Here is a 20,851-nt window from a genome sequence, read left to right as displayed (position 1 = left end):
ACCAACACAGTTTTTATGTCAATTCATATTCTTGTTTTACTTCCAATTTTGATACTTTCAACGTATAATAGAAAAGTAAATTTTTAAAGAAAAGAGTGAAAATATGGGACGTAAATGGGCAAATATTGTCGCAAAGAAAACAGCCAAAGATGCAAATAATAGTCGTATCTATGCAAAATTCGGTATTGAAATTTATGTGGCAGCAAAACAGGGTGATCCTGACCCACAAACAAACCAAAAATTAAAATTCGTTATCGAACGTGCAAAAACATACAATGTGCCAAAACACGTTATTGATAAAGCCATTGATAAAGCTAAAGGTGGCGGAGAAGAAAACTACTCTGAACTACGCTATGAAGGATTTGGTCCAAATGGTTCTATGATTATTGTAGATGCTCTAACAAACAATGTGAACCGTACAGCTTCTGACGTTCGTGCAGCTTACGGAAAAAATGGCGGAAACATGGGTGTAAGTGGTGCTGTATCTTATTTATTTGATAACACAGCCGTCTTTGGTATTGAAGGCAAAAATGCTGAAGCATTATTTGAAGCGTTAATTGAAGCAGATATTGATGTACGTGACGTCGTTCAAGAAGACGCCCAAGCTATCATCTATGCTGAACCAAGTGATTTCCATGCTGTTCAAGTCGCTTTACAAAATATGGGAATTACAGATTTTACAGTTGCGGAAATTGAAATGGTTCCTCAAAATGAAGTCGTGCTAACAGGAGATGATTTAGTCAAATTTGAAAAACTAATTGATGCTCTAGAAGAATTAGATGACGTACAAAAAGTATACCACAATGTTGATTTAAGCGAATAAGCAAAAAGAGTTGCCTACACCTAGGTAACTCTTTTTACATTCTCTTTACATTTTACGCAAACCATCACTTTTTGATACCTAAAACAATGGTTTCATGGTATCATAGTCAGGACGGACATAAAAAAGAAAGGAGCGTTCATGTGTTATTAGATAATTTCCCACTGATTGCATCATTAGTTTCTATTTTAGTGGCACAGTTGGTAAAAATTCCTATTGCCTATTTTTCTAACAGCAATAGAGCTTCTTTAAAATTAGCCGTTTCAACCGGAGGAATGCCTAGTTCACACTCAGCGGCTGTTAGTTCTTTAATTACAGCTCTTGCTATTCAATACGGCATGGATTCTCCTTATGTGGCCATTGCGACGACTTTTGGCGTTATCATCATGTTTGATGCTATGGGTGTTCGTCGACAAAGTGGTGAACAAGGTATTGTGATTGAACGACTAACAGAAGAACTAGAAAACAAAAAAGTCATTGAAACATTAACATTTAAAGATCCTGATGACGACGATGACCTAGATTTACGTGAAATGATTATTACCAAATATCTAGGACATAAACCAACCGAAGTCTTTGCCGGACTTTTCACAGGCGTGCTTACTGCTATTATTTTAGATTTTTTTATTCATCATATTTAATTTTGGAGGAATTATGACAGAAATTTTTGACATTACCATTATTGGTGGAGGACCAATTGGTTTATTTACAGCTTTTTATGCACATTTGAGGCAAGCAAAAGTAAAAATCATCGAATCTTTACATCAACTAGGCGGTCAACCGATTATGCTTTATCCAGAAAAAACGATTTTAGACGTACCAGCCTATCCACGTTTAACTGGACAAACACTGTCTGAAAAATTATTGGAACAATTAAGTCCATTTGATACAACTGTTTGTTTAAATGAAACAGTGCTACATATTGAAAAAGAAAATGAACATTTTGTGTTAACGACAAATCAAGGTACACATTTCACCAAAACAGTGATTATTGCGATTGGAGCGGGTGCTTTTAAACCTCGTACGCTTGATTTAGAAGGTATTGATACATTTGAAAACATTCATTATCACGTTCAAAACATTGAACAATACAAAGATAAAGACGTTGTGGTACTTGGAGGTGGCGATTCAGCAGTCGATTGGTCGCTAGCCTTTGAACCTATCGCAAAATCAACACGGATCGTTCACAGACGTGATGAGTTTCGTGCTATGGAACACAGTGTTGAACAATTAAAGCAATCATCAATCAATATTCACACACCTCATCTTCCAACAAAATTGATAGGAAAAGATAAAAAATTATCGCACATCGAGCTAACAAAAGTAAAAACAGATGAAACAGTGACACTTCCTGTCGATCATCTATTTGTCAATTACGGATTTAGTACGTCTGTTGGTAATTTGAAAAATTGGGGCTTAGAATTGAAAAGAAATGCCATTATTGTAGATACAAAACAAGAAAGCTCTATTTCAGGTATTTTTGCCGTTGGAGATTGCTGCACGTATGAAGGTAAAGTCGATTTAATCGCCTCTGGATTTGGAGAAGCACCTACGGCTGTCAATAACGCGATGGTCTTTATCAATCCAAAAGCGCGTGTTCAACCAATGCATACAACAAGTTTATAATAAAAAACTCTATCTTAAACAGTGTTTACAGTAGAATAAAACAAGGTTGATACACATGTATCAGCCTTATTGCTATAATAGGAGGGCTAAATATGAATCACGAAACATGGACATACACATTACTCGACACACTAAACATCCCGTATGAACGCTTGGATCACGAACCAATTTCATCTGTTAAAGATACAGATATTGTGCTCCCAGGGCAACAAGTAAAAAATTTATGCTTGAAAACAAAAAAAGGAAAAGATTACTATCTTATTATTTTAAAAGATGAAAAAATCGCCGATTTAAAACAATTAGCCACATTACTAGGGAAAAATCGACTTTCTTTTGTGAATGAAGAAGAACTCGCCAATCTCCTACACGTCACACCCGGAACTGTCACACCATTTGGTTTACACTTTGATACCGAACAAAAAATCCAAGTAATTATTGATAAAGAGGTTGATCCAACATTAACGGTTGGTTTTCACCCTTTTATTAATACCACAACACTCAATATTGCATACAGTGACTTCTTACGATTTCTTGAGTATACAAATCATTCACCACTTATTATATCTTGCTAAATATAAGTCATGATAATCACAACCCCTATTTAAATAAGCAATAGGTTTAAACAAAGGAAGGTTTTTGTGATGATACAGCTCAACGTGAAAAGATTAGTCATAATGCTATATATTACTCTAAATCCCTTTATATAAAGCCCTGTTTTGATAAGTTTACCTTGTATCGTATTTTTCACAACCTCGTTGTTCAGTGATTTTTCTTTCTATAAAAACAACATGAAAAAACACTAAAATATGACGATAAACAAAAAAATCAAAAAGAGGAATTCTGACGTTTTAAAATATCAGAATTCCTCTTTTTTGTTAAATAGGACATTATTTGAAGATTTTTATTCTTCTGTGTCAAAAATAATGGTAACGGGACCGTCATTGATAAGCGATACTTTCATATCAGCACCAAATTGTCCTGTTTCAACCACAAGTCCATTTTTTCTCAACTCTTCATTAAATAACTCGTAAAATTGATTTGCTTTTTCTGGATTAGCTGCTTTTGTAAAACTTGGACGATTTCCCTTTTTTGTGCTTGCCAATAAAGTAAATTGTGAAATGGATAAAATACTTCCTTTTATATCCATAATACTTAAATTCATTTTATGCTGCTCATCTTCAAAAACACGTAATTGTGTAATTTTTCTAACTAAATACATAACATCATCTAACGTGTCTGTTTCTGCTACACCAACAAGCAAGACAAATCCATGTTCGATTTGACCGATAATGGCATTATCCACACGCACATGTGCTTGTTGACAACGTTGTACAACAACTTTCATTATAACCTCCTACTAATAACCTTCTATACAATCTCTTATGCAATCACCCGATGAACACGGTAAACATCTGTAATCATTTTAATTTTATCGACTAGTTTGTCCAGTTCAGAAATATCTTGAATACCCACTCGAATGGTAATTGTCACAATTTGATTGTCGTCTACTTTCGCATTGATACTTTGCATACGTTTCACAACACTGTTTACTGTATTCACAATATCCGTGAATAGTCCATTTCGATCATATGCCGTTACAACCAATTCTGTGTCATAATCTACGGTTTGTTTTGTCATGGAAGCATCCCACTCGACATCAATCAAACGATTACGTTCTTCACCAAACAACTGAACATTTGGGCAATCAGAACGGTGGACAGAAATACCGTGCCCTTTGGTAATATACCCGACAACCTTATCTCCCGGAACAGGACGACAACAACGACTAAGACGAATTAACAAATTATCTCCTCCGGCTACAATAATGCCATTTTCATCTCGAATTTTCATCGCCGTTTGTGTTTGTTCAGGTTCGGCAAAGATTTTCTTTTCTTCGATTTCTTGTTCACGCTGGCGTCGTTCTTTTTCCGTTAAGCGATTGGCAACCGTAAGAGGAGATAGTTCTCCAAACCCAATAGATGCGTAAATATCGTCATCACTCGACATATTCATTTTGTCCACAATATCGAGAATTTTTGATTTTGTCAAAAATTCTTTTGGATCAAATTCTAAATCTTGGATAGCTTTTTCAAGTAATGCCTTTCCTCGTTCAATGCTTACATCACGTTCTTGTAATTTAAAATAACGTTTAATTTTATTTTTAGCACGACTTGTAACAACAAAATTTAACCAGTCCGTTGACGGATTGGCATGATTACTCGTCCGAATGCCAACAATATCGCCATTTTTTAATTGAGTATCCAATCCTACATTACGTCCATTGACTGTAGCACCAACTGTTTTATTACCAAGTTCGGTATGGATACTATAAGCAAAATCAAGTGGTGTAGATCCTTTTGGTAACTCTGTCACATCGCCTTTTGGTGAAAATACATAAACTCTATCATAAAATAAATCAGTTTTTACACTTTCAACAAAATCACCCGCATTTTGTGAATCGTGTTGTAGTTCCAACATATCCCTAAACCAGTTGAAATGTTCTTGCAATGAATTGGATTGTACTTTTTGTGTCACACCCTCTTTATATGCCCAGTGTGCAGCTACCCCATTTTCTGCAATACGATGCATGTCAAAGGTACGAATTTGAATTTCAACAGGAGTACCTCCCGGCCCTAGTACTGTTGTATGGAGCGATTGATACATATTCGGTTTAGGCATCGCTATGTAATCTTTAAATCGCCCTGGTAAAGGTGTCCATTTTGTATGTACAGCACCCAATACAGCGTAACAGTCTTTTATATCTTCAACCAATACACGCACGGCAAGTAGGTCATAAATTTCACTAAATTCTTTTTTCTTGCCAACCATTTTTTTATAAATGGAATAAATATGTTTTGGTCGCCCAGTAATATCCGCTTGAATACTCATCTCCAAAATTGCTTTATGAATATCCACAATCGTATCATTGATTTGGCTTTCTCTTTCTTCACGACGGCTATTCATTAAACCAACAATTTCATAATATTTTTCTGCTTCTAAATAGCGTAAAGATAAGTCTTCTAGTTCCCATTTGATTTTACTCATCCCTAAACGGTGTGCCAAAGGTGCATAAATTTCCAATGTTTCTTCTGATTTTTGAGCTTGTTTTTCAGGCGTTTGGTACTCCATGGTTCTCATGTTGTGCAAACGGTCTGCTAATTTTACAATTATAACACGTAAATCATTTGCCATTGCCAACAACATTTTTCGATGATTCTCTGCTTTATTTTCTGCTTTTGATTGATATTCAACTTGTCCGATTTTCGTAACACCTTCAATTAAATCGGCAACTGTTTGAGAAAATTGTTCTACCATATCTTCATACGTGTAGTCTGTATCTTCTACAACATCATGTAAAAATCCTGTCGCAACCGTTGAAGGATCCATATGTAAATCCGCTAAAAGACCTGCGACTTGAATAGGATGTAAAATATAAGGCTCTCCAGATTTTCGTGTGACACCTTCATGTGCTTTTTCAGCAAAAGCATAGGCTTTCTTCACAAATGCCACATGGTCTTCATTCATATAAGAAGCACAAATATTAAAGACTTCTTGTGCTGTATAGTTTGTTTGCCTTGCCATAAAGATCTCCATTCTCAATTTTATAATCTATGTGCTATCATACTTGAAAAACATTGAATTATCAATGTTTTTCTAAAAAAATCTTTTATTTTTCAGATAAAAAAAGCCTTGTTTTAACAAGACTTCTCTTATCTGTGTAATTCTCCATATAATCGTGCAACAGGTCTTGCTAAAGTGACGTCATTTTCAGATTTTAGCATAATCAAACGTAATTGTTTCCATTTTTCTGCTAAAAAAGCGTCTAACAATACATGATGAACAATAATCGTGTATTCTAACTTCCCAACGCATTCAACAATCATTTTATTTAATAGGGATCCTTGATAATTCGTATTAACAAATGAGGGAATATACGTTTCGACAATTTCTTGTATTTCGAGTTCGTCGGACGTTTTATCTTCTTTTGTCATTAAATAAGAATTCATATCTATCATCACGTCAAGAATATCTGAACGATATGTTGCTAACATATTATAGCCTCCTTTTCGTTATTCATATTATACTCCTTACCTCTTTTTTTGTAAACGCTTAACAGTGATGTTGTAAAAAAGTATGAAACAACCTCTCCAGATTGTTTCATACTGACACATATATTCGTTTTTCTGATGTATAAAACACATGCACTATTCATACTAGCTTCGCAATCCTCTTCCTGTTTTGATTAAATACCAATTTACCGTATATAAAATCGCAATAATCAATATTAAAACACCTATCGACACAACAAATGGAACGTCCTCAACACCTAAAAAGCCGTATCGAAATCCGGAAATCATGTACACAATAGGGTTAAATGAGGATACGGTTTTCCAAAATGGAGGTAATGCTGCAATGGAATAGAACACACCACCTAAATAGGTTAAGGGCTGTAAGACGAAAGTCGACATAATGGACACATCGTCATAATTTCGAGCTAAAACGCCGTTTACTAAACCTCCTAACGAAAATAAAACAGCCGTCAATACTAAAACAAGAATAACAGCAAACCAGGAATGAACGTGTAGAGGAATAAAAAATAGCGACACCATTGTAACTAATGTACCGACAATCAGACTACGCCCTGTACCACCTGCAACAAATCCTAAAATAATCATAGACGCGGGTACGGGTGCAACTAAAATTTCCTCAATATTTCTTTGAAATTTTTGAGAAAAGAAAGACGATGATACATTTGAATAAGCACTTGTAATACTAGACATCATAATTAAACCAGGGACAATAAATGCCATATAAGAAAAACCACCCATATCCCCTACACGTGAGCCAACCATTTGCCCAAAGACAATAAAATACAGGGATGTTGTAATCACAGACGGTAAAAGTGTCTGAATCCAAATTCTTAAATAACGATTGGTTTCTTTTGTGGCAATACTTTTAAAAGCAATCCAATATAGATATAACAAATTTTGCTTCATTGACTTTCCTCCGTTAAGCGTAAAAATAGTTCTTCTAAACGATTTGATTTATTTCTCATGGATACCACTTGAATACCTTGTGCATTCAGTTGCTCAAACACACCATTGATACCTTGATTTCTTTCGACTTCAACAACCAATGTTTGCTCGTCTTGCATACGATAACCATAACCATCTAAATAACATGCAGGTTGATTTGGTGCTAAATCAAAAATAAATGTTTCATATTGTAATTTAGACAATAAATCTTTCATACTCGTATTTTCAATCAATTTCCCAGATTGAATAATGCCAATATTTCGGCATAGCATCTCTGCCTCTTCTAAATAATGTGTTGTTAAAATAATCGTTGTCCCATTATCATTTAACTCTTTTAAAAACGTCCACATCTCACGTCTTAATTCAATATCTACTCCTGCTGTTGGCTCATCTAAAATCAATAATTTAGGCTCATGCATCAACGCACGCGCAATCATCAATCGACGTTTCATTCCTCCCGACAACATTCTGGCACGTGTATGACGTTTTTCCCATAAATTCGATTGCTTCAAATATTTTTCACTACGTTTTAACGCTTCTTGTCGAGGTACACCATAATAACCTGCTTGATTGACGACAATTTGCTCTACTGTTTCAAACTGACTAAAATTAAACTCTTGTGGCACAATCCCAATGTGTTGCTTTACTTGAACAAGTTGCGTATCTAAATCATACCCAAAAACAGACACACTACCCGACGTTTTATTTACCAATGACGTCACAATACCAATCGTCGTTGACTTTCCTGCTCCATTCGGTCCTAATAACGCATAAAAATCGCCTTCTTCAACACGTAAATCAATACCTTTTAATGCTTCTGTACCAGACGCATAGACTTTTTTTAATCCTTTTATATCTAGTGCATAGACCATTTCTACACCCTCCTATCCGTTTCTATCTTCCCAAACAAAAAGGTTCACTATATACTGCTAAAACAGTGTCATAGTTGAACCATATGGTTGGTAATCTTTCATTAAAGTATAGCATAGTCTATAGCTATATTCAAATAATGCTACCCCATACCTTAAATAACGTCTACTATTTCGGCACGCTACATACATTCTAAACAATATCTTTCTCAAAAAAATAACCGCTATATTTTGTTGAGCAACTTTAAAAAATGGGGCTGGATAAAATCAGAAATTCTAACAAATTTAAGATAAAAATATTGTTGTTAAAATTTATGAATTTTCTACTCAGACCCACTAAAAGATAAAATCAACGAACATAAAGAATCACTACGATAATATCAAAGAATCGCTTGTCATAAATTCCCCACTTCTTTGGTGGAAGAGTTCCATCAACTGTGGTACAGTTAAATGTTTCTTCTCTTCTCCAGCTATGTCCACAACAACACGTCCACTTTGTAACATAATCAAACGATTTCCATAGCGAATAGCATTTTCCATATTATGTGTAATCATAATAGTAGTGAGATGATGTTGTGTGACTATTTTCTCTGTTAAAGCCATAACCATTTCACTCGTTTTAGGATCTAAGGCTGCTGTATGTTCATCTAAAAGGAGCAATTTCGGACTAGCTAAAGATGCCATCAACAATGTTAATGCTTGTCTTTGTCCACCCGATAAAAATTCCACACTTGTTTTTAAGCGATTTTCTAATCCTAAATCGAGCTCTTTTAATACCTCTTGATAAAAGGTTCTATTTTTTTCTTTAACACCCCACGACAAGCCTCTTGATTGCCCACGTTTCATCGCGATAGCTAAATTTTGCTCAATCGTCATACGACTTGCTGTTCCCATTTTTGTATCTTGAAACACACGGCTTATTTTTTTTGAACGTTTTCTAACAGGTTGCGTTGTAATATCTGTATCTTCTAAAACAATCTGTCCCATATCCGCTTGTAAAACACCTGCAATCACATTCATTAAGGTTGATTTTCCAGCACCATTACCTCCAATAACTGAAATAAAATCTCCCTCCATAACATCTAGTGAAAGACCTTTTAATACATGATTTTCATTGATTGTCCCCAGTTCAAAGGTTTTGTGCACATTTTTTAATGATAATATTGTACGCATCATGCTTTCTCCTTACTTATTCTTGGTTTGATTTTTAATGCTTTTTGCACTTCAGGCACATACAAAATAACTGCCAATAAAATAGCCGATACAAGTTTCACCATTTGTGTATCCATACCTGGTATTTCTAATACAAAAACGATAATTAAACGGTACACAATAGACCCTAGAATGACAGAAGCGAATCGCCAACCTAAACTCAAATTTTTAATCATGACTTCTGCAATAATAATCGATGCCAAACCAATCACAATAGTTCCAACACCCATATTCAAATCAGCAAATCCATTATTTTGTGTTAAAAGTGCACCTGATAAAGCAATCAATCCATTACTAAGCATATAGCCTAAAATTTTCATAGCAGATACATTGATACCATTCGCTTCACTCATTGGCACATTATCTCCTGTCGCTAAAAAACCGAATCCAATTTCGGTTTTCATAAATAATGTGACGAAAGTAGACATAACCCCTACAAAAATCAATCCAATGACAATCACTGCAAAAGACTTATCTAATCCCAAAGATTGTACTTGAGTGACTAATGTTTCTTGTTTCAACAATGCGACATTCGCTTTTCCTAAAATTTTCAAATTGATTGTATACAATCCCGTCAAGGTAATAATCCCCGTTAACAGCGCAGGAATTTTCATTTTTGTATGAATAAAACCAGAAATAGCACCTGCTATCATACCTCCTAACATACCTAAACAAGTTGCTAATAATGGATGCCCTCCATTAACTAACACACTTGCACAAATCGCTGCACCAAGAGGAAAACTTCCCTCTGCTGTTAAATCCGCAATATCTAATAATCGGTATGTAATATAGACACCAATCGCCATAACAGACCATAACAGACCTTGCGATATACTTGATACAATCATATCCATTTTATATTCCTCCTAATTTTTTAAAAGTATCGATGTGTCAATCCCCAACACTTTCGCTATCTCCTCATTAACATAAAGATTGACGACTTCCGGATACTCTACTGCCATTGTTTCTATTTTTTCACCTTTTAATAAACGAATAGCCATTTTAGCTGTTTGTCGTCCTAAAAATTCATAATCTGTACCATAGGTAAACAAACCGCCCTCTTTCACCATATCTATGGACCCTCCAATAATAGGCACCTTATACTTCGTAGATAAATCACCTAGTAACGTCATCGTACTAGCAATCAAATTATCTGTAGGTACCATGATGACCTCTACTTCTTTCATCAAACGACTGGCTGTATCTTGTATATCATGGCTATTCGTAACACCTTTAACAACAACTTCAATCTGTTCCTTGTTTAATAATTGCGTTAATTCCTCCACTTGAATGTGTGAATTTTGTTCACTCGTATGATATAAAACTCCCACTTTTTGAATAGTTGGATATAAAACCTTCATCAACATCACTTGTTTATCCAACGGCACTCTATCACTTGTCCCACTCAACAAGCCAGACGGATTTTCCAAAGATGTTACTAACTCAGCAGATACCGGATCTGTTACTGCCGTAAATAGAACCGGTACTTTTTCAGAAACCATTGCCAATGTCTGTGCAGACGGTGTTGCAATCGCTAAAATAAAATCACTATCTCTAACAAGCTGCTCAGCCATCGTTTGCAACTGTTGCTGTTCACCCTGTGCATTTTGTACCGTTAGCACAACCTCTTCGCCATTTTTATATCCTTGTTGTGCTAATTCTTCCTCAAATCCTTTACGTGCTGCTGTCAAAGAATTATGCTCTACATATTGTAAAACCCCTATTCGTACAGCAGACTTACTTGTTTTTTGTGACATATTACATGCTCCTAAAGTCACCATAACCAATAAAACAACTATCCATTTTTTACACATCATACTATCTCTCCTATGTCTATTTTTAAACGTAGGAAAAAGAAATATAGTTTACTCGATACCTAATGCTTTTTCTAATTGGACAATATCTAAACCTAGTGAAGCTGCCATTTCTTTGTTTATTTTAATTGACGGATTTTGTGGTTGTTGAACAGGAACTTCGCTTACTTTTTTACCTTTTAAAATTTCTACGGCTTGTTTTCCTGCTTGCTTACCAATTTCTTTGTAATCTACACCATACGTCACAAGCATCCCTTTTAAAACAGCTTCATCACCACCAAGAGCTGGTATTTTTTTCTCCATTAAAACATCTTTAATGGTTGAAATCGTTGATGCAACTGTTGTATCTGTTGGGAAGTAAATAGCATCCACATGACTTGCAAGTGATGTTAATACTTGTTGTACATCATTTGTATTCGTTACAGTCATTTCAACAGCTTCAATTCCTTTACTTGCTAAAAACTGTTTTGCTGCATTTGCTTGAGATTCTGAATTCACTTCACTAGAGTTATAAAAAATACCAACTTTTTTAGCATTCGGAACAACTGATAATAATTTCTCAACTTGTTTATCAACTGGTGTTAAATCGGTTGTCCCCGTCGCATTCCCATCTGGTTTTTCCACATCACTCACAAGCCCTGCTGATACAGGATCTGTCACTGCTGTAAATACGGTCGGTGTTTTAGCATCTACATTCACAAGTCCTTGTGCAGCCGGTGTTGCAATCGCAAAATGAATATTTTGCTTACCAGCTATTTTCTCACTCATACTTTGCAATTGACTTTGATCTCCCATCGCATTTTGTAATGTCACCGTCAAATTATCACCTTCTTTATAACCGGCTTCACGCAATGACTCTAAAAATCCTTCACGTGCACTTGTTAGAGCATCGTGTTCTGCAAATTGTAAAATACCAATTTTTACATGTTCCGTTTCTTTAACAGATGTAGATGACTGTTGACTACAACCTACCAATAATAAACTTAGTCCCATAAGTGCTGTTGCACCTATTTTTTTTACATTCCATTTTTTATTTTTCAATTGTTCCTGACTAAATCGAGTTTTTTCCATTATTTCTCACTCCTATATTTTGTATTATTTTTTGATTAAACATGAAAAACCGTTTAGAAAATCTAAACGGTTCATCTATATCTAAATGTCTATCACATAAAAAGATGATTGATGTACTACCGCTTAGAATCTTCATCTATGCGGATAAACACATATCAAACTGCCTTAGCCCCATAGATACAAACTTTTATTGTTTGTATCCATTGACTGAACACAAACATTATCTAAAGTAGCTAAAGTAATAACGATTTGTACGGTTCATTTGCTGTTTGATATTGCTAGTCATCTACAATCTCCCTTTCATGTATTTTTAATCTTGGGATTACTATATCCTAATTTTTTTGAAAAGTCAAGTAGAAAAATAATTATTTTTTGAATGAGCAAATGCTTGTTACCATATTTCACAAAAAACTTGGTATATATATCAATCTTCATTTTTTTAATTTAGTAAACATCAAATAGACTAAAACGTTAAAAAATAGTGGTTTTTTATGGCAAAACTCTTGTTCAACATAATGGAGGGGGGTATAATACAAATAGATTTGTCTAAAAGGGAGAATGCTATCCACAAAACAATACTATAACGGATTTTGTGTACGCTAACATACTCCAAATAGTAAACTACGAATAAAATGATTGAATAGCATTCATTAGGAAGGACATTAAAAATGGGACTGAAACATTTTTTACATAAAATAAATCAAACACTACTCATTACAACGCTTGCTGCAAGCAGCTTACTTTCACCATTGATAATTTTAGCAGAAGAAAATCCCTCAGCAACAGAAAACCATATAACATCTACCTATGAAGATGAGTGTAAAGTTGGAAGAAACGTCAACAAAACTTTTACTGATGTTAAAATTGAACATAAAAAGTGGGACGGTGAAAAAGTAGATGGTATTCCAAAAGGCTACTCAGATTCGAATGATAAAATTTGGGAGATAAATGACGAACAAACGATTCATACTTTTTTTGACGGAACATTAAAAAACGAAAATCTTTCACTAAAAAAAGGAGATTTTTTCACAGTTCAATTACCTCCTGAAACGCGTTTTGAAGATTTACTTCAACAAGATCTCGCTCGAGCAAAAGATATTTACACAAAAGATAACGATAACGCATTAGTCGCAACAGCCCACTATGATTCAACAACGAATATCATTACTTATATTTTTACAGACTATGTTGAAACTCACAAAGATATTCAAATTCATACAGAATATGTTGAAACACTGAACCAAGACAAACTTCGTGGAAACCAAGACTATACATTTACAGGAAACTATGTAGGTCATGAGTCTTCTTATAGATACTACTTAGACAACTGGTCCGAAAATGATGTTACCCGTTTTAAGAGTGTCAACTCGCAAAATCCCTCAGAAGTTGTCGTTAAACTAACAGAAGTCAATCCTATAAACAAGATGTTTAAAACGGTGATGAATGCAAAAGTTTCTGGTACTGGCAGCAAATTAACATTTACTTATGATCAAGATTCGAGAGTGTCACGAAATGCCGATACACATTTAACTATCTATGCTGTTCCAGAAAACGAAATACTCGACGGAAGTTTCCGCTCTCATAATAATACATGGGAAGATGTGACTCATACTTTTACTAGAACAGAAAACGGGAAAAATCTTGAATACACTACCCAAAATAACACGCATACAAAATATGTTGTTGTCGCAAGCGGGAATTATAATCCAGAATTTGGTATTTGGGTTCAATTGATCACTACTTATACAGATACCATTTCAGGACAAACGAAATCCTCAGGAATTGTAGCCTACATGTCAAAAGAACCTACTCAAGAGTGGGCAAAAGCCATTGAAAGTGGTGATTTAATACCAGTAGAAAGATGCGTTCCTCATAAAGATTTAAAAATCAAAAAAATTGACAGTATTGATAAAAACAAAGGTCTAGCAGGGGCCAAATTTATAGTGCGTAACGAGGCAGGAATTGAATACCCTGTCACAACAGATGATAAAGGTGAAGCCACTGTTTCCAATCTTAAATTAGGTAAATACACTATCACAGAAACAGAAGCTCCTAGCGGATATATTCTTGACAAAGAACCAAAAACAGTTGTTCTTGATGACACAACTCCAGCGATTGTACCTTACCAAGTTGAAAACATTGGAAAACGTAGTGTTAAAATAACAAAGGTCGATGCAGACGATAATACAAAATTGTTAGCAGATGTTGTCTTTGTCTTGAAACAAGGAAATGTTGAAGTAAAAGAAGTAAGAACAGACAAAAATGGAGTAGCACTTTTTGAAGATATTCCATATGGTGACTACACGCTTGCTGAAAAATCAACCATTACGGGATACGACTTAAATCAAGAAACACGTCAAGTAAGCATTACTGAACCAGGTGAACCACTTGACCTTGGTATATTTACGAATCATAAAACAATAATACCAACATTTGTTACACTTGAAGCAGAAAAAATGCTAATTGAAAAACAATTAGAAGCAGAACAATTTAAATTTGTACTCAAAGGTAACGGCATTGAACAAAAAATAGCTACCAATGATAAATCAGGTCATATTACATTCCCAAAATTGACATTTAACAAAGAGGGAACTTATACGTATACAATTACCGAAGAAAATGACGGTCAGACTAACATCACTTACGATATAAATGAAGTAAAAGTTCTTATCACAGTCACGAAAGATAAAAATAGTCAACTTGTTGCTAAAGTAATGTATGATAACTCGGATAAATTACCAACTTTTACCAATAAGTATACTTATCCTATACCGCCAAGTACCACTCGAGTAACGAGTACAACTTCTACTCCTAATCCATCAAAAATACCAAATACAAAAACTCTTCCGCATACAGGTGAATCAACAGTAATGTGGATAGAAATACTTGGAATAACAATAATTATTTTAACTGGCTTTGTTTATAAAAGAAAAAACATAAAATAATGGTTCTATCATAAATCGTATTGGTGGGAATAATCCATCAACAATCTGCTAAAAAACTCTCGTATTCAGTAAAAGCTGAATACGAGAGTTTTTTTATTGTTCATTTTTCCTATAAAGAACATACCCCATAAGCATAGACAATATACCTATGCCTGCAACAAACATTGATACTGATGTATCTGTACCTGTTTTAGGCAATGATTGATTTGTTGCATTCATTTCATGGTTATTTGAAGATGTTGTTTCTTTATCAGATTCTGGTGTCGAAGGTTCATCTGATTTATCTGGTATTCTCACATAAACATAAGTGTTCGTAATCACATAGTCTTCAATTTCAGTTTTATAACCTTTAACCTCTTCTTCTGAAACAGAATAAACAATTTCTTGTCCGTTTTCATATTTCGGTAAATCTTTAAACGTATATGACCATTCATTAACTTTTTCTTCAGTTTCTGGTGCTTTTACCACTTGAGTATCAATGACTTTATCTCCACGTTTCAAATTTATCGTAATAGATTCTGGACGTTTATTAAACACATTATCGTAGTCTTTCCACACTTTTTTACCAATAACATCAATTGTTTCTGGTATATGAGTATTTGTAATAGTGATTTCACCATCTACGCTTGTTTCATATGTTGCTTCATAATCTTTAACCGGTACTTCTCGGACAGAATAGGCAATTTCTTGTCCGTTTTCATATACTGGTAGTTCTTTAAATTGATATCCCCATTCTGAAGCAGTTGTATTATCTTCAGGAGCTTTAACAATTTGTTTTTGAACAACTTTGTCGCCATTCATCAACTCAAGCGTAATAGATTCTGGACGTTTACCATCTTGGTTGTTTGCATCGTCCCATACTTTTTTACCTTGAATATCTTTCACTTCAGGAGTATGGGTATTCGTAATGACATACTTAGTGATATCCGTTGCATATCCATCAACACTTACTTCCTCGACTGTATAGACAATTTCTTGTCCTGCTTTATATTTTGGTTGATTTTGGAATGTGAATGACCATTCATTTGGTGTGTCAGACTGTCTTATGACTTGTTCTGATACAAGTGTTCCATCTGCTAACAAGCGTACCGTGATTGTTTCTGGACGTTTTCCGTCTTGGTTGTTTGCATCATTCCATACTTTTTTACCTACAATATCAATCATTTCTGGCTTGTGTGTATTCGTAATCGTATATCCATTGACGAATTTTGTATAAATATCTCCTGACAATTCTTCATCAACCGTATACTCAACTTTTGTGCTTTTTTCGTAAAGAGGTAATTCTTCAAACGTGTACTGCCATGTATTATCGTCTGTTTGATTTGCAATAGTTAATTCTTTTCTTATAACTTCAGTAGACTTACCATCTATTTTTTTAGATAGAACAACTGTCACAGTTTCTGGACGTTTTCCGTCTTGATTATTTGAATCTTCCCATGTTTTCGTTACAGTCACTGATGTTTTCTTAGATGCATATGTAAATGTTACAACACTAGCTGTTTCTACGTACTCACCTTTCGGTTGACCTTCTGTCTTAATTAACTCATAACCTTCAACATCTGTTCTTGGAGAAAACTCATACGTCTTACCAATAATATCTGTTTTTGTTTCCGTAGAATTTTTCTCTTCATTGCCAATAAATACATGATTTACTGTTACTGTTGATCTCTTAGGAATGACTAATCCTGCATTTACTACTTTGACTTTTTGTGTTGGAGAGAGAGTAAAACTATTTTCGGCTCTATCATTAATATCCGTACCAATAATATTATCTGTACTTGGAACCAGAGTAGCAACGGTTTCTTCATCTTCTAAAGTAACCTTCACTTTATAATTACCTCTTAACTCAACAACATCCTCAAATGTATACTGTCCATTGGAATTTGTTTTTGTTGCAGCAATTTCTTTTTCTGTACCATCTTGAGAAACACTATATAATGTTACTTTACGTTCAGGCACAAGAGTATCACCGCCATTGTAAATACCATCTTTATTGACATCATCAAAAATCGTTCCTCTGACAGTGTATTCATTAAATAATAGAATAGCTCTTTTAGACTCAACAGCTGATGTTATATCGTTACCATAATAATATGCTGCTGTATTTACCGCTTTTTGTTTGTCGGTCACTGATACTGTGCTTGGTACTGCCACATCAAATGTTAGCGAATCAGTGTTGCCACTATTTAACATGTAGCCTTGCTTCATCACAGCTTTAAACATCGTTACTTTTGAAAAATCGCTCACTTGATCAGCACTAAGCCAAGTACTTCTTGCATTTTCTGATAGTGTCTGTTTTGGTGTATCTGTTGAATAATACACATCATAATTTTCAGTTGCGACAATCGGCCCATTCAATGTCACTGGAAATTCAGTTTCACGGGGGAGGTAGTCACCATCTTGATTGGCAACCGTTTGTAAATCATCTAGCTTTGGTAAAACATCAATAATCGAGATGTTAGACACCGGATTATCGAGCACATTGATTAACGACACTTTATAATTGGCTGTACCCGTTCCATCAACATTCGCACCACTTGTATACTGCGTTTCTTCTGGTAATTTTACTGTTTTTGTAATAATCAATTCTTTAGGTGGTGCAAATGAAAACTTATTTGTCGCCTTAACGATTTTATCGTCTGTCTTACCATTGTCATTTGTGTCTAATTCATCAGGATTTGATCCTAAATACCAAGCTTCTTCACCATTTCTTTCATTATTCGTCCACGACAGATAAGTTTCAATCGAGTTTGATCCTTCAGCTAACTCACGCGTAGCCTTGAAGATTGGCCCCATATACATATATAACGTTTCATCTTTTTCAGTTTGAGTCAATGTCACCGGAAAAATATAAGCTGTTTTCCCCGTGTTTTTATAATTGTAAATGATATCATAATTTTCTGTATCAACTTTTAATCGCTCATCATCAAACACTGAAAATTCTTGAAATTCTAAACCTTCTGGTACTAAAAAAATAACTTTCCCTTGTTCCATCATATTAGATTGAATCGTACGATTTTGCGCAATTTTAAATCGTGTTAGCGGACGGACCGTATCTCCTACAAGAGCAGCTGTAGAACGTGAGGTACCATTTATTAATAAAATATTTTCAAACACAGATATATTAGCACTATTCCCAACTAAATAAATTTTATTTTTTTCATCTGTTATAGGTGAATTTCCATTTCCAACTGAAGAGGTTGAACTGAATTTATTTATAACCGGATAAGGATCTGTACTTCCTTTTTCTAAACGTTCTCTCAAGGTTGTTTTAACTAATTCATGTCCTGCTTTTGTTAGCTGTGTCTGATACTGCAAGTGAATTTGTGTCTGTCTATAATAAGGGATACTCACTTCTTTATCAAAGACTAATTTAACTGTTTTATATTCTTTAACAGGTATTTCTTGAAACGGTATTGTTGAATATTTTGCCCCGACATAATTCCTAAACGCATCATTTCCAGTTGCTTCTGTGGGTTTAATATTTGTTGCGATAACTTCTTCTGTCCCATCTGGTAAAATACCAATCAATTTATTTGCAGATAAAGCTGCAATCGTACTCTCGTCGTAGTGGTCTTTATAATGCAGAACATATTTATAACCTTTAAATGCTAGTATATTTTCATGTGGCGAATCTTCAATAGATTTAAAGACTACTCTCAAATTAGAACTATCTTGGCCGTCAAGTTGATCTTTAAATCCCCATGCAATATCCCATTCGAATGTTTGGAAATTATCTTCATCAAAAACTCGAACATCTTTATCACCAGTAGCAATTTTTCTATCAAGTGCCTGCTTTTGAATAATACCTGCAGAATTTGTTGCAATATATTGATGGGTACGATCAGTTGAATTGACTTGTCTTCCATCATCTACAACCACACCCTTTTCATTGACAAATTGCCGCGTAACATTGTAGACAACCTTGTCTCCGATTGTAAAATCATTAGAATATTTAAAATCAACATGTTTATATTCATCTTTGCTTATTGTAGGTACAATCATTGAAACGGTTTTTGTTTCACTATTATAGGTCCACTCCCTATTATTTGGTAAGGTTGGATCGAAAATGACATGTTCTGGTACAGATATCTCTATTTTTGTGGATCGACTATCACCTAAAGTTTTACTGTAGAAATCACCCGACACACTAACCCTCATTGTATCAATATAATCAGAACTTAATTTTGTATGAGTCTCATCGGTATCTTTATCAAATACATCAAACAAGCCAGAAGAAGGGTACTTTTCCCCTGCAATAAATACATAATATACCCGAGTATTTGCTTCTAGTGTTACAGAACTATCCTCAGATAGTAATACATTATTTTTACTATACAATTCCGTTTTTATTGTAGACTTTTCACCTTTGTACCAAGCACGATTTGTTAAGATTGCATTAAATGGTACCGAAATTGATGCCCCTGCAGCAAGTAACGTATAATTCAAACGAATAATATAGTGTGTTTCATTTTCAGTAATCTCTACACTAGATAATCCTTCTGCTGTTGAAACATTTTCAGAATTAGGTTGATTAAATTTTGTCTTATCTAAATAGACAAGTGAATATGGACTATCCGTTGTTTCACTGGATCCCGTTGCAGACACATATACTGTTGCTGTAGAACCTGTATCAAACTTAGTTTGATCATCTAATGTATATAATCTTGTTGAAACAGATGCAATATTAGGCACCTCTTCTGCAAAAACACGCACTGTTTGCATCACTGTAGCAAACAATAATGTTATACACAACAAGACGTTTATTATTTTTTTCATAATGACTCCTTTAGTCCAAACAAAGAAAGATACTTTATCAACAAGTATCTTCTTTGTTTGTGACTAGCTTAATTTTTTTTAGATTTTCTAATCATAACACTAGAACCTAAAATAGATAATGCTCCTGCAAGAGTTGCAAATACTGACATTGTTTCCCCTGTGCGTGGCAATGTTTTTTCTGGTGATTTTGCTACTGGTGTAACTTGATCACTTGTTTCTTCACCTTTAGCTACTTCTAATGGTTTTGTGCTTGGTGGGAAAACAGGTGCTGGACTTGGTGGAAACACTGGTTTTGGAAGTGATGGGGAAACTGGTTCTGGTTCTCCAACTGTATATAATTTTTCAGCATTGAAAATATATCCGAATTGTACTTCATCTGTACCTGTTTCATCTGTTTTAGTTGTTTTTGTAAATAAAACTCTAATTCCTGTATTACCATGCTGGTTAATAGACTCAATACGATCTCCTAAGCCCATTTCTGTTAAATATGCTGTAATACGTTTTGAGAATAAAGCAACTTCTTCTTCTGTAAATCTATCATTATTTTCTCTTGCCGAGTTGTAAAATAAAGTGCAAAAGCAAAATAGTGTTATAAAAACAAAAAAAGACAGATAATTAACTTACTAAGATTCACCACAAAATTAGAAAGGTCATTATCATGTCTAAAACAAATTATAAC

General features: G+C 34.4%; 16 protein-coding genes. 5 read left to right on the top strand and 11 right to left on the bottom strand.

The features are described from left to right. The first annotated feature begins 103 nt into the window (after positions 1 to 103). From GMA06_RS01165 to GMA06_RS01150, 4 genes are all read left to right on the top strand, one after another. On the top strand, positions 104 to 823 hold the full coding sequence (locus tag GMA06_RS01165) for a YebC/PmpR family DNA-binding transcriptional regulator (RefSeq protein WP_163561429.1): 720 nt from the start codon (positions 104 to 106) through the stop codon (positions 821 to 823). Between the two features lie 86 nt (positions 824 to 909). Beyond that, entirely contained in the window at positions 910 to 1,461 is a 552-nt protein-coding gene (locus GMA06_RS01160) for a divergent PAP2 family protein (protein WP_163561428.1), read from the top strand. Positions 1,462 to 1,474: 13 nt separating this feature from the next. After that, positions 1,475 to 2,446: an NAD(P)/FAD-dependent oxidoreductase gene (locus GMA06_RS01155; protein WP_163545378.1), complete on the top strand. Its 972-nt coding sequence runs from the start codon at positions 1,475 to 1,477 to the stop codon at positions 2,444 to 2,446. 92 nt (positions 2,447 to 2,538) lie between these two features. Further along, entirely contained in the window at positions 2,539 to 3,018 is a 480-nt protein-coding gene (locus GMA06_RS01150; RefSeq protein WP_163545379.1) for a YbaK/EbsC family protein, read from the top strand. Positions 3,019 to 3,347: 329 nt separating this feature from the next. On the opposite strand, the gene dtd is transcribed toward GMA06_RS01150, so the two are convergent. The 9 genes from dtd to GMA06_RS01105 form a co-directional block, all read right to left on the bottom strand. Then, positions 3,348 to 3,791: a D-aminoacyl-tRNA deacylase gene (gene dtd, locus GMA06_RS01145; RefSeq protein WP_163561427.1), complete on the bottom strand. Its 444-nt coding sequence runs from the start codon at positions 3,789 to 3,791 to the stop codon at positions 3,348 to 3,350. A gap of 35 nt (positions 3,792 to 3,826) precedes the next feature. Then, complete coding sequence (locus tag GMA06_RS01140; protein ID WP_163545381.1) at positions 3,827 to 6,028, bottom strand: bifunctional (p)ppGpp synthetase/guanosine-3',5'-bis(diphosphate) 3'-pyrophosphohydrolase; 2,202 nt, start codon at positions 6,026 to 6,028, stop codon at positions 3,827 to 3,829. Positions 6,029 to 6,156: 128 nt separating this feature from the next. Continuing rightward, positions 6,157 to 6,498, bottom strand: coding sequence for a hypothetical protein (locus GMA06_RS01135; protein ID WP_163545382.1), 342 nt, complete (start codon positions 6,496 to 6,498; stop codon positions 6,157 to 6,159). A gap of 162 nt (positions 6,499 to 6,660) precedes the next feature. Continuing rightward, a complete protein-coding gene (locus GMA06_RS01130; RefSeq protein ID WP_163561468.1) occupies positions 6,661 to 7,431 on the bottom strand; it encodes an ABC transporter permease in 771 nt (256 codons plus the stop codon). A gap of 8 nt (positions 7,432 to 7,439) precedes the next feature. Beyond that, positions 7,440 to 8,354 carry an ABC transporter ATP-binding protein gene (locus tag GMA06_RS01125; RefSeq protein ID WP_163561426.1) on the bottom strand — a complete coding sequence of 305 codons (915 nt, stop codon included), beginning with the start codon at positions 8,352 to 8,354 and terminating at the stop codon, positions 7,440 to 7,442. 366 nt (positions 8,355 to 8,720) lie between these two features. Beyond that, complete coding sequence (locus GMA06_RS01120) at positions 8,721 to 9,524, bottom strand: ATP-binding cassette domain-containing protein (protein ID WP_163561425.1); 804 nt, start codon at positions 9,522 to 9,524, stop codon at positions 8,721 to 8,723. Beyond that, positions 9,524 to 10,417 carry an ABC transporter permease gene (locus GMA06_RS01115; RefSeq protein ID WP_163561424.1) on the bottom strand — a complete coding sequence of 298 codons (894 nt, stop codon included), beginning with the start codon at positions 10,415 to 10,417 and terminating at the stop codon, positions 9,524 to 9,526. The genes GMA06_RS01120 and GMA06_RS01115 overlap by 1 nt, the downstream gene beginning before the upstream one ends. Before the next feature lie 12 nt (positions 10,418 to 10,429). After that, positions 10,430 to 11,377 (bottom strand): ABC transporter substrate-binding protein, encoded by a 948-nt coding sequence (locus GMA06_RS01110; RefSeq protein ID WP_163561467.1) that lies wholly within the window; start codon positions 11,375 to 11,377, stop codon positions 10,430 to 10,432. Positions 11,378 to 11,428: 51 nt separating this feature from the next. Continuing rightward, the gene (locus GMA06_RS01105; RefSeq protein ID WP_205422843.1) at positions 11,429 to 12,448 is read right to left on the bottom strand and encodes an ABC transporter substrate-binding protein; all 1,020 of its coding nucleotides are present in this window, start codon (positions 12,446 to 12,448) and stop codon (positions 11,429 to 11,431) included. A 668-nt stretch (positions 12,449 to 13,116) separates the two neighbouring features. Between GMA06_RS01105 and GMA06_RS01100 the strand changes: the two genes are divergently transcribed. Continuing rightward, complete coding sequence (locus tag GMA06_RS01100; RefSeq protein WP_163561423.1) at positions 13,117 to 15,393, top strand: SpaA isopeptide-forming pilin-related protein; 2,277 nt, start codon at positions 13,117 to 13,119, stop codon at positions 15,391 to 15,393. Between the two features lie 93 nt (positions 15,394 to 15,486). Here GMA06_RS01100 and GMA06_RS01095 read toward each other — a convergent pair whose 3' ends face one another. Together GMA06_RS01095 and GMA06_RS01090 are read right to left on the bottom strand one after the other, a co-directional pair. After that, a complete protein-coding gene (locus tag GMA06_RS01095) occupies positions 15,487 to 20,172 on the bottom strand; it encodes a Cna B-type domain-containing protein (RefSeq protein WP_163561422.1) in 4,686 nt (1,561 codons plus the stop codon). A 68-nt stretch (positions 20,173 to 20,240) separates the two neighbouring features. Next, on the bottom strand, positions 20,241 to 20,648 hold the full coding sequence (locus tag GMA06_RS01090; RefSeq protein ID WP_163561421.1) for an LPXTG cell wall anchor domain-containing protein: 408 nt from the start codon (positions 20,646 to 20,648) through the stop codon (positions 20,241 to 20,243). Positions 20,649 to 20,851 lie beyond the last annotated feature (203 nt).

Origin of the sequence: Granulicatella sp. zg-84 (assembly GCF_010892375.1) — a bacterium.
Taxonomy (GTDB): Bacteria; Bacillota; Bacilli; order Lactobacillales; family Aerococcaceae; genus WM01.
This window is presented reverse-complemented; position numbering and strand designations above follow the sequence as displayed.

Excerpts from the sequence above, each read along its gene's own strand:
- GMA06_RS01165 (WP_163561429.1), top strand. The coding sequence starts at position 104 with ATGGGACGTAAATGGGCAAATATTGTCGCAAAGAAAACAGCCAAAGAT.
- GMA06_RS01160 (WP_163561428.1), top strand. The coding sequence starts at position 910 with ATGGTTTCATGGTATCATAGTCAGGACGGACATAAAAAAGAAAGGAGC.
- GMA06_RS01155 (WP_163545378.1), top strand. The coding sequence starts at position 1,475 with ATGACAGAAATTTTTGACATTACCATTATTGGTGGAGGACCAATTGGT.
- GMA06_RS01150 (WP_163545379.1), top strand. The coding sequence starts at position 2,539 with ATGAATCACGAAACATGGACATACACATTACTCGACACACTAAACATC.
- dtd (WP_163561427.1), bottom strand. The coding sequence starts at position 3,791 with ATGAAAGTTGTTGTACAACGTTGTCAACAAGCACATGTGCGTGTGGAT.
- GMA06_RS01140 (WP_163545381.1), bottom strand. The coding sequence starts at position 6,028 with ATGGCAAGGCAAACAAACTATACAGCACAAGAAGTCTTTAATATTTGT.
- GMA06_RS01135 (WP_163545382.1), bottom strand. The coding sequence starts at position 6,498 with ATGTTAGCAACATATCGTTCAGATATTCTTGACGTGATGATAGATATG.
- GMA06_RS01125 (WP_163561426.1), bottom strand. The coding sequence starts at position 8,354 with ATGGTCTATGCACTAGATATAAAAGGATTAAAAAAAGTCTATGCGTCT.
- GMA06_RS01120 (WP_163561425.1), bottom strand. The coding sequence starts at position 9,524 with ATGCGTACAATATTATCATTAAAAAATGTGCACAAAACCTTTGAACTG.
- GMA06_RS01115 (WP_163561424.1), bottom strand. The coding sequence starts at position 10,417 with ATGGATATGATTGTATCAAGTATATCGCAAGGTCTGTTATGGTCTGTT.
- GMA06_RS01110 (WP_163561467.1), bottom strand. The coding sequence starts at position 11,377 with ATGTGTAAAAAATGGATAGTTGTTTTATTGGTTATGGTGACTTTAGGA.
- GMA06_RS01105 (WP_205422843.1), bottom strand. The coding sequence starts at position 12,448 with ATGGAAAAAACTCGATTTAGTCAGGAACAATTGAAAAATAAAAAATGG.
- GMA06_RS01100 (WP_163561423.1), top strand. The coding sequence starts at position 13,117 with ATGGGACTGAAACATTTTTTACATAAAATAAATCAAACACTACTCATT.
- GMA06_RS01095 (WP_163561422.1), bottom strand. The coding sequence starts at position 20,172 with ATGAAAAAAATAATAAACGTCTTGTTGTGTATAACATTATTGTTTGCT.
- GMA06_RS01090 (WP_163561421.1), bottom strand. The coding sequence starts at position 20,648 with ATGGGCTTAGGAGATCGTATTGAGTCTATTAACCAGCATGGTAATACA.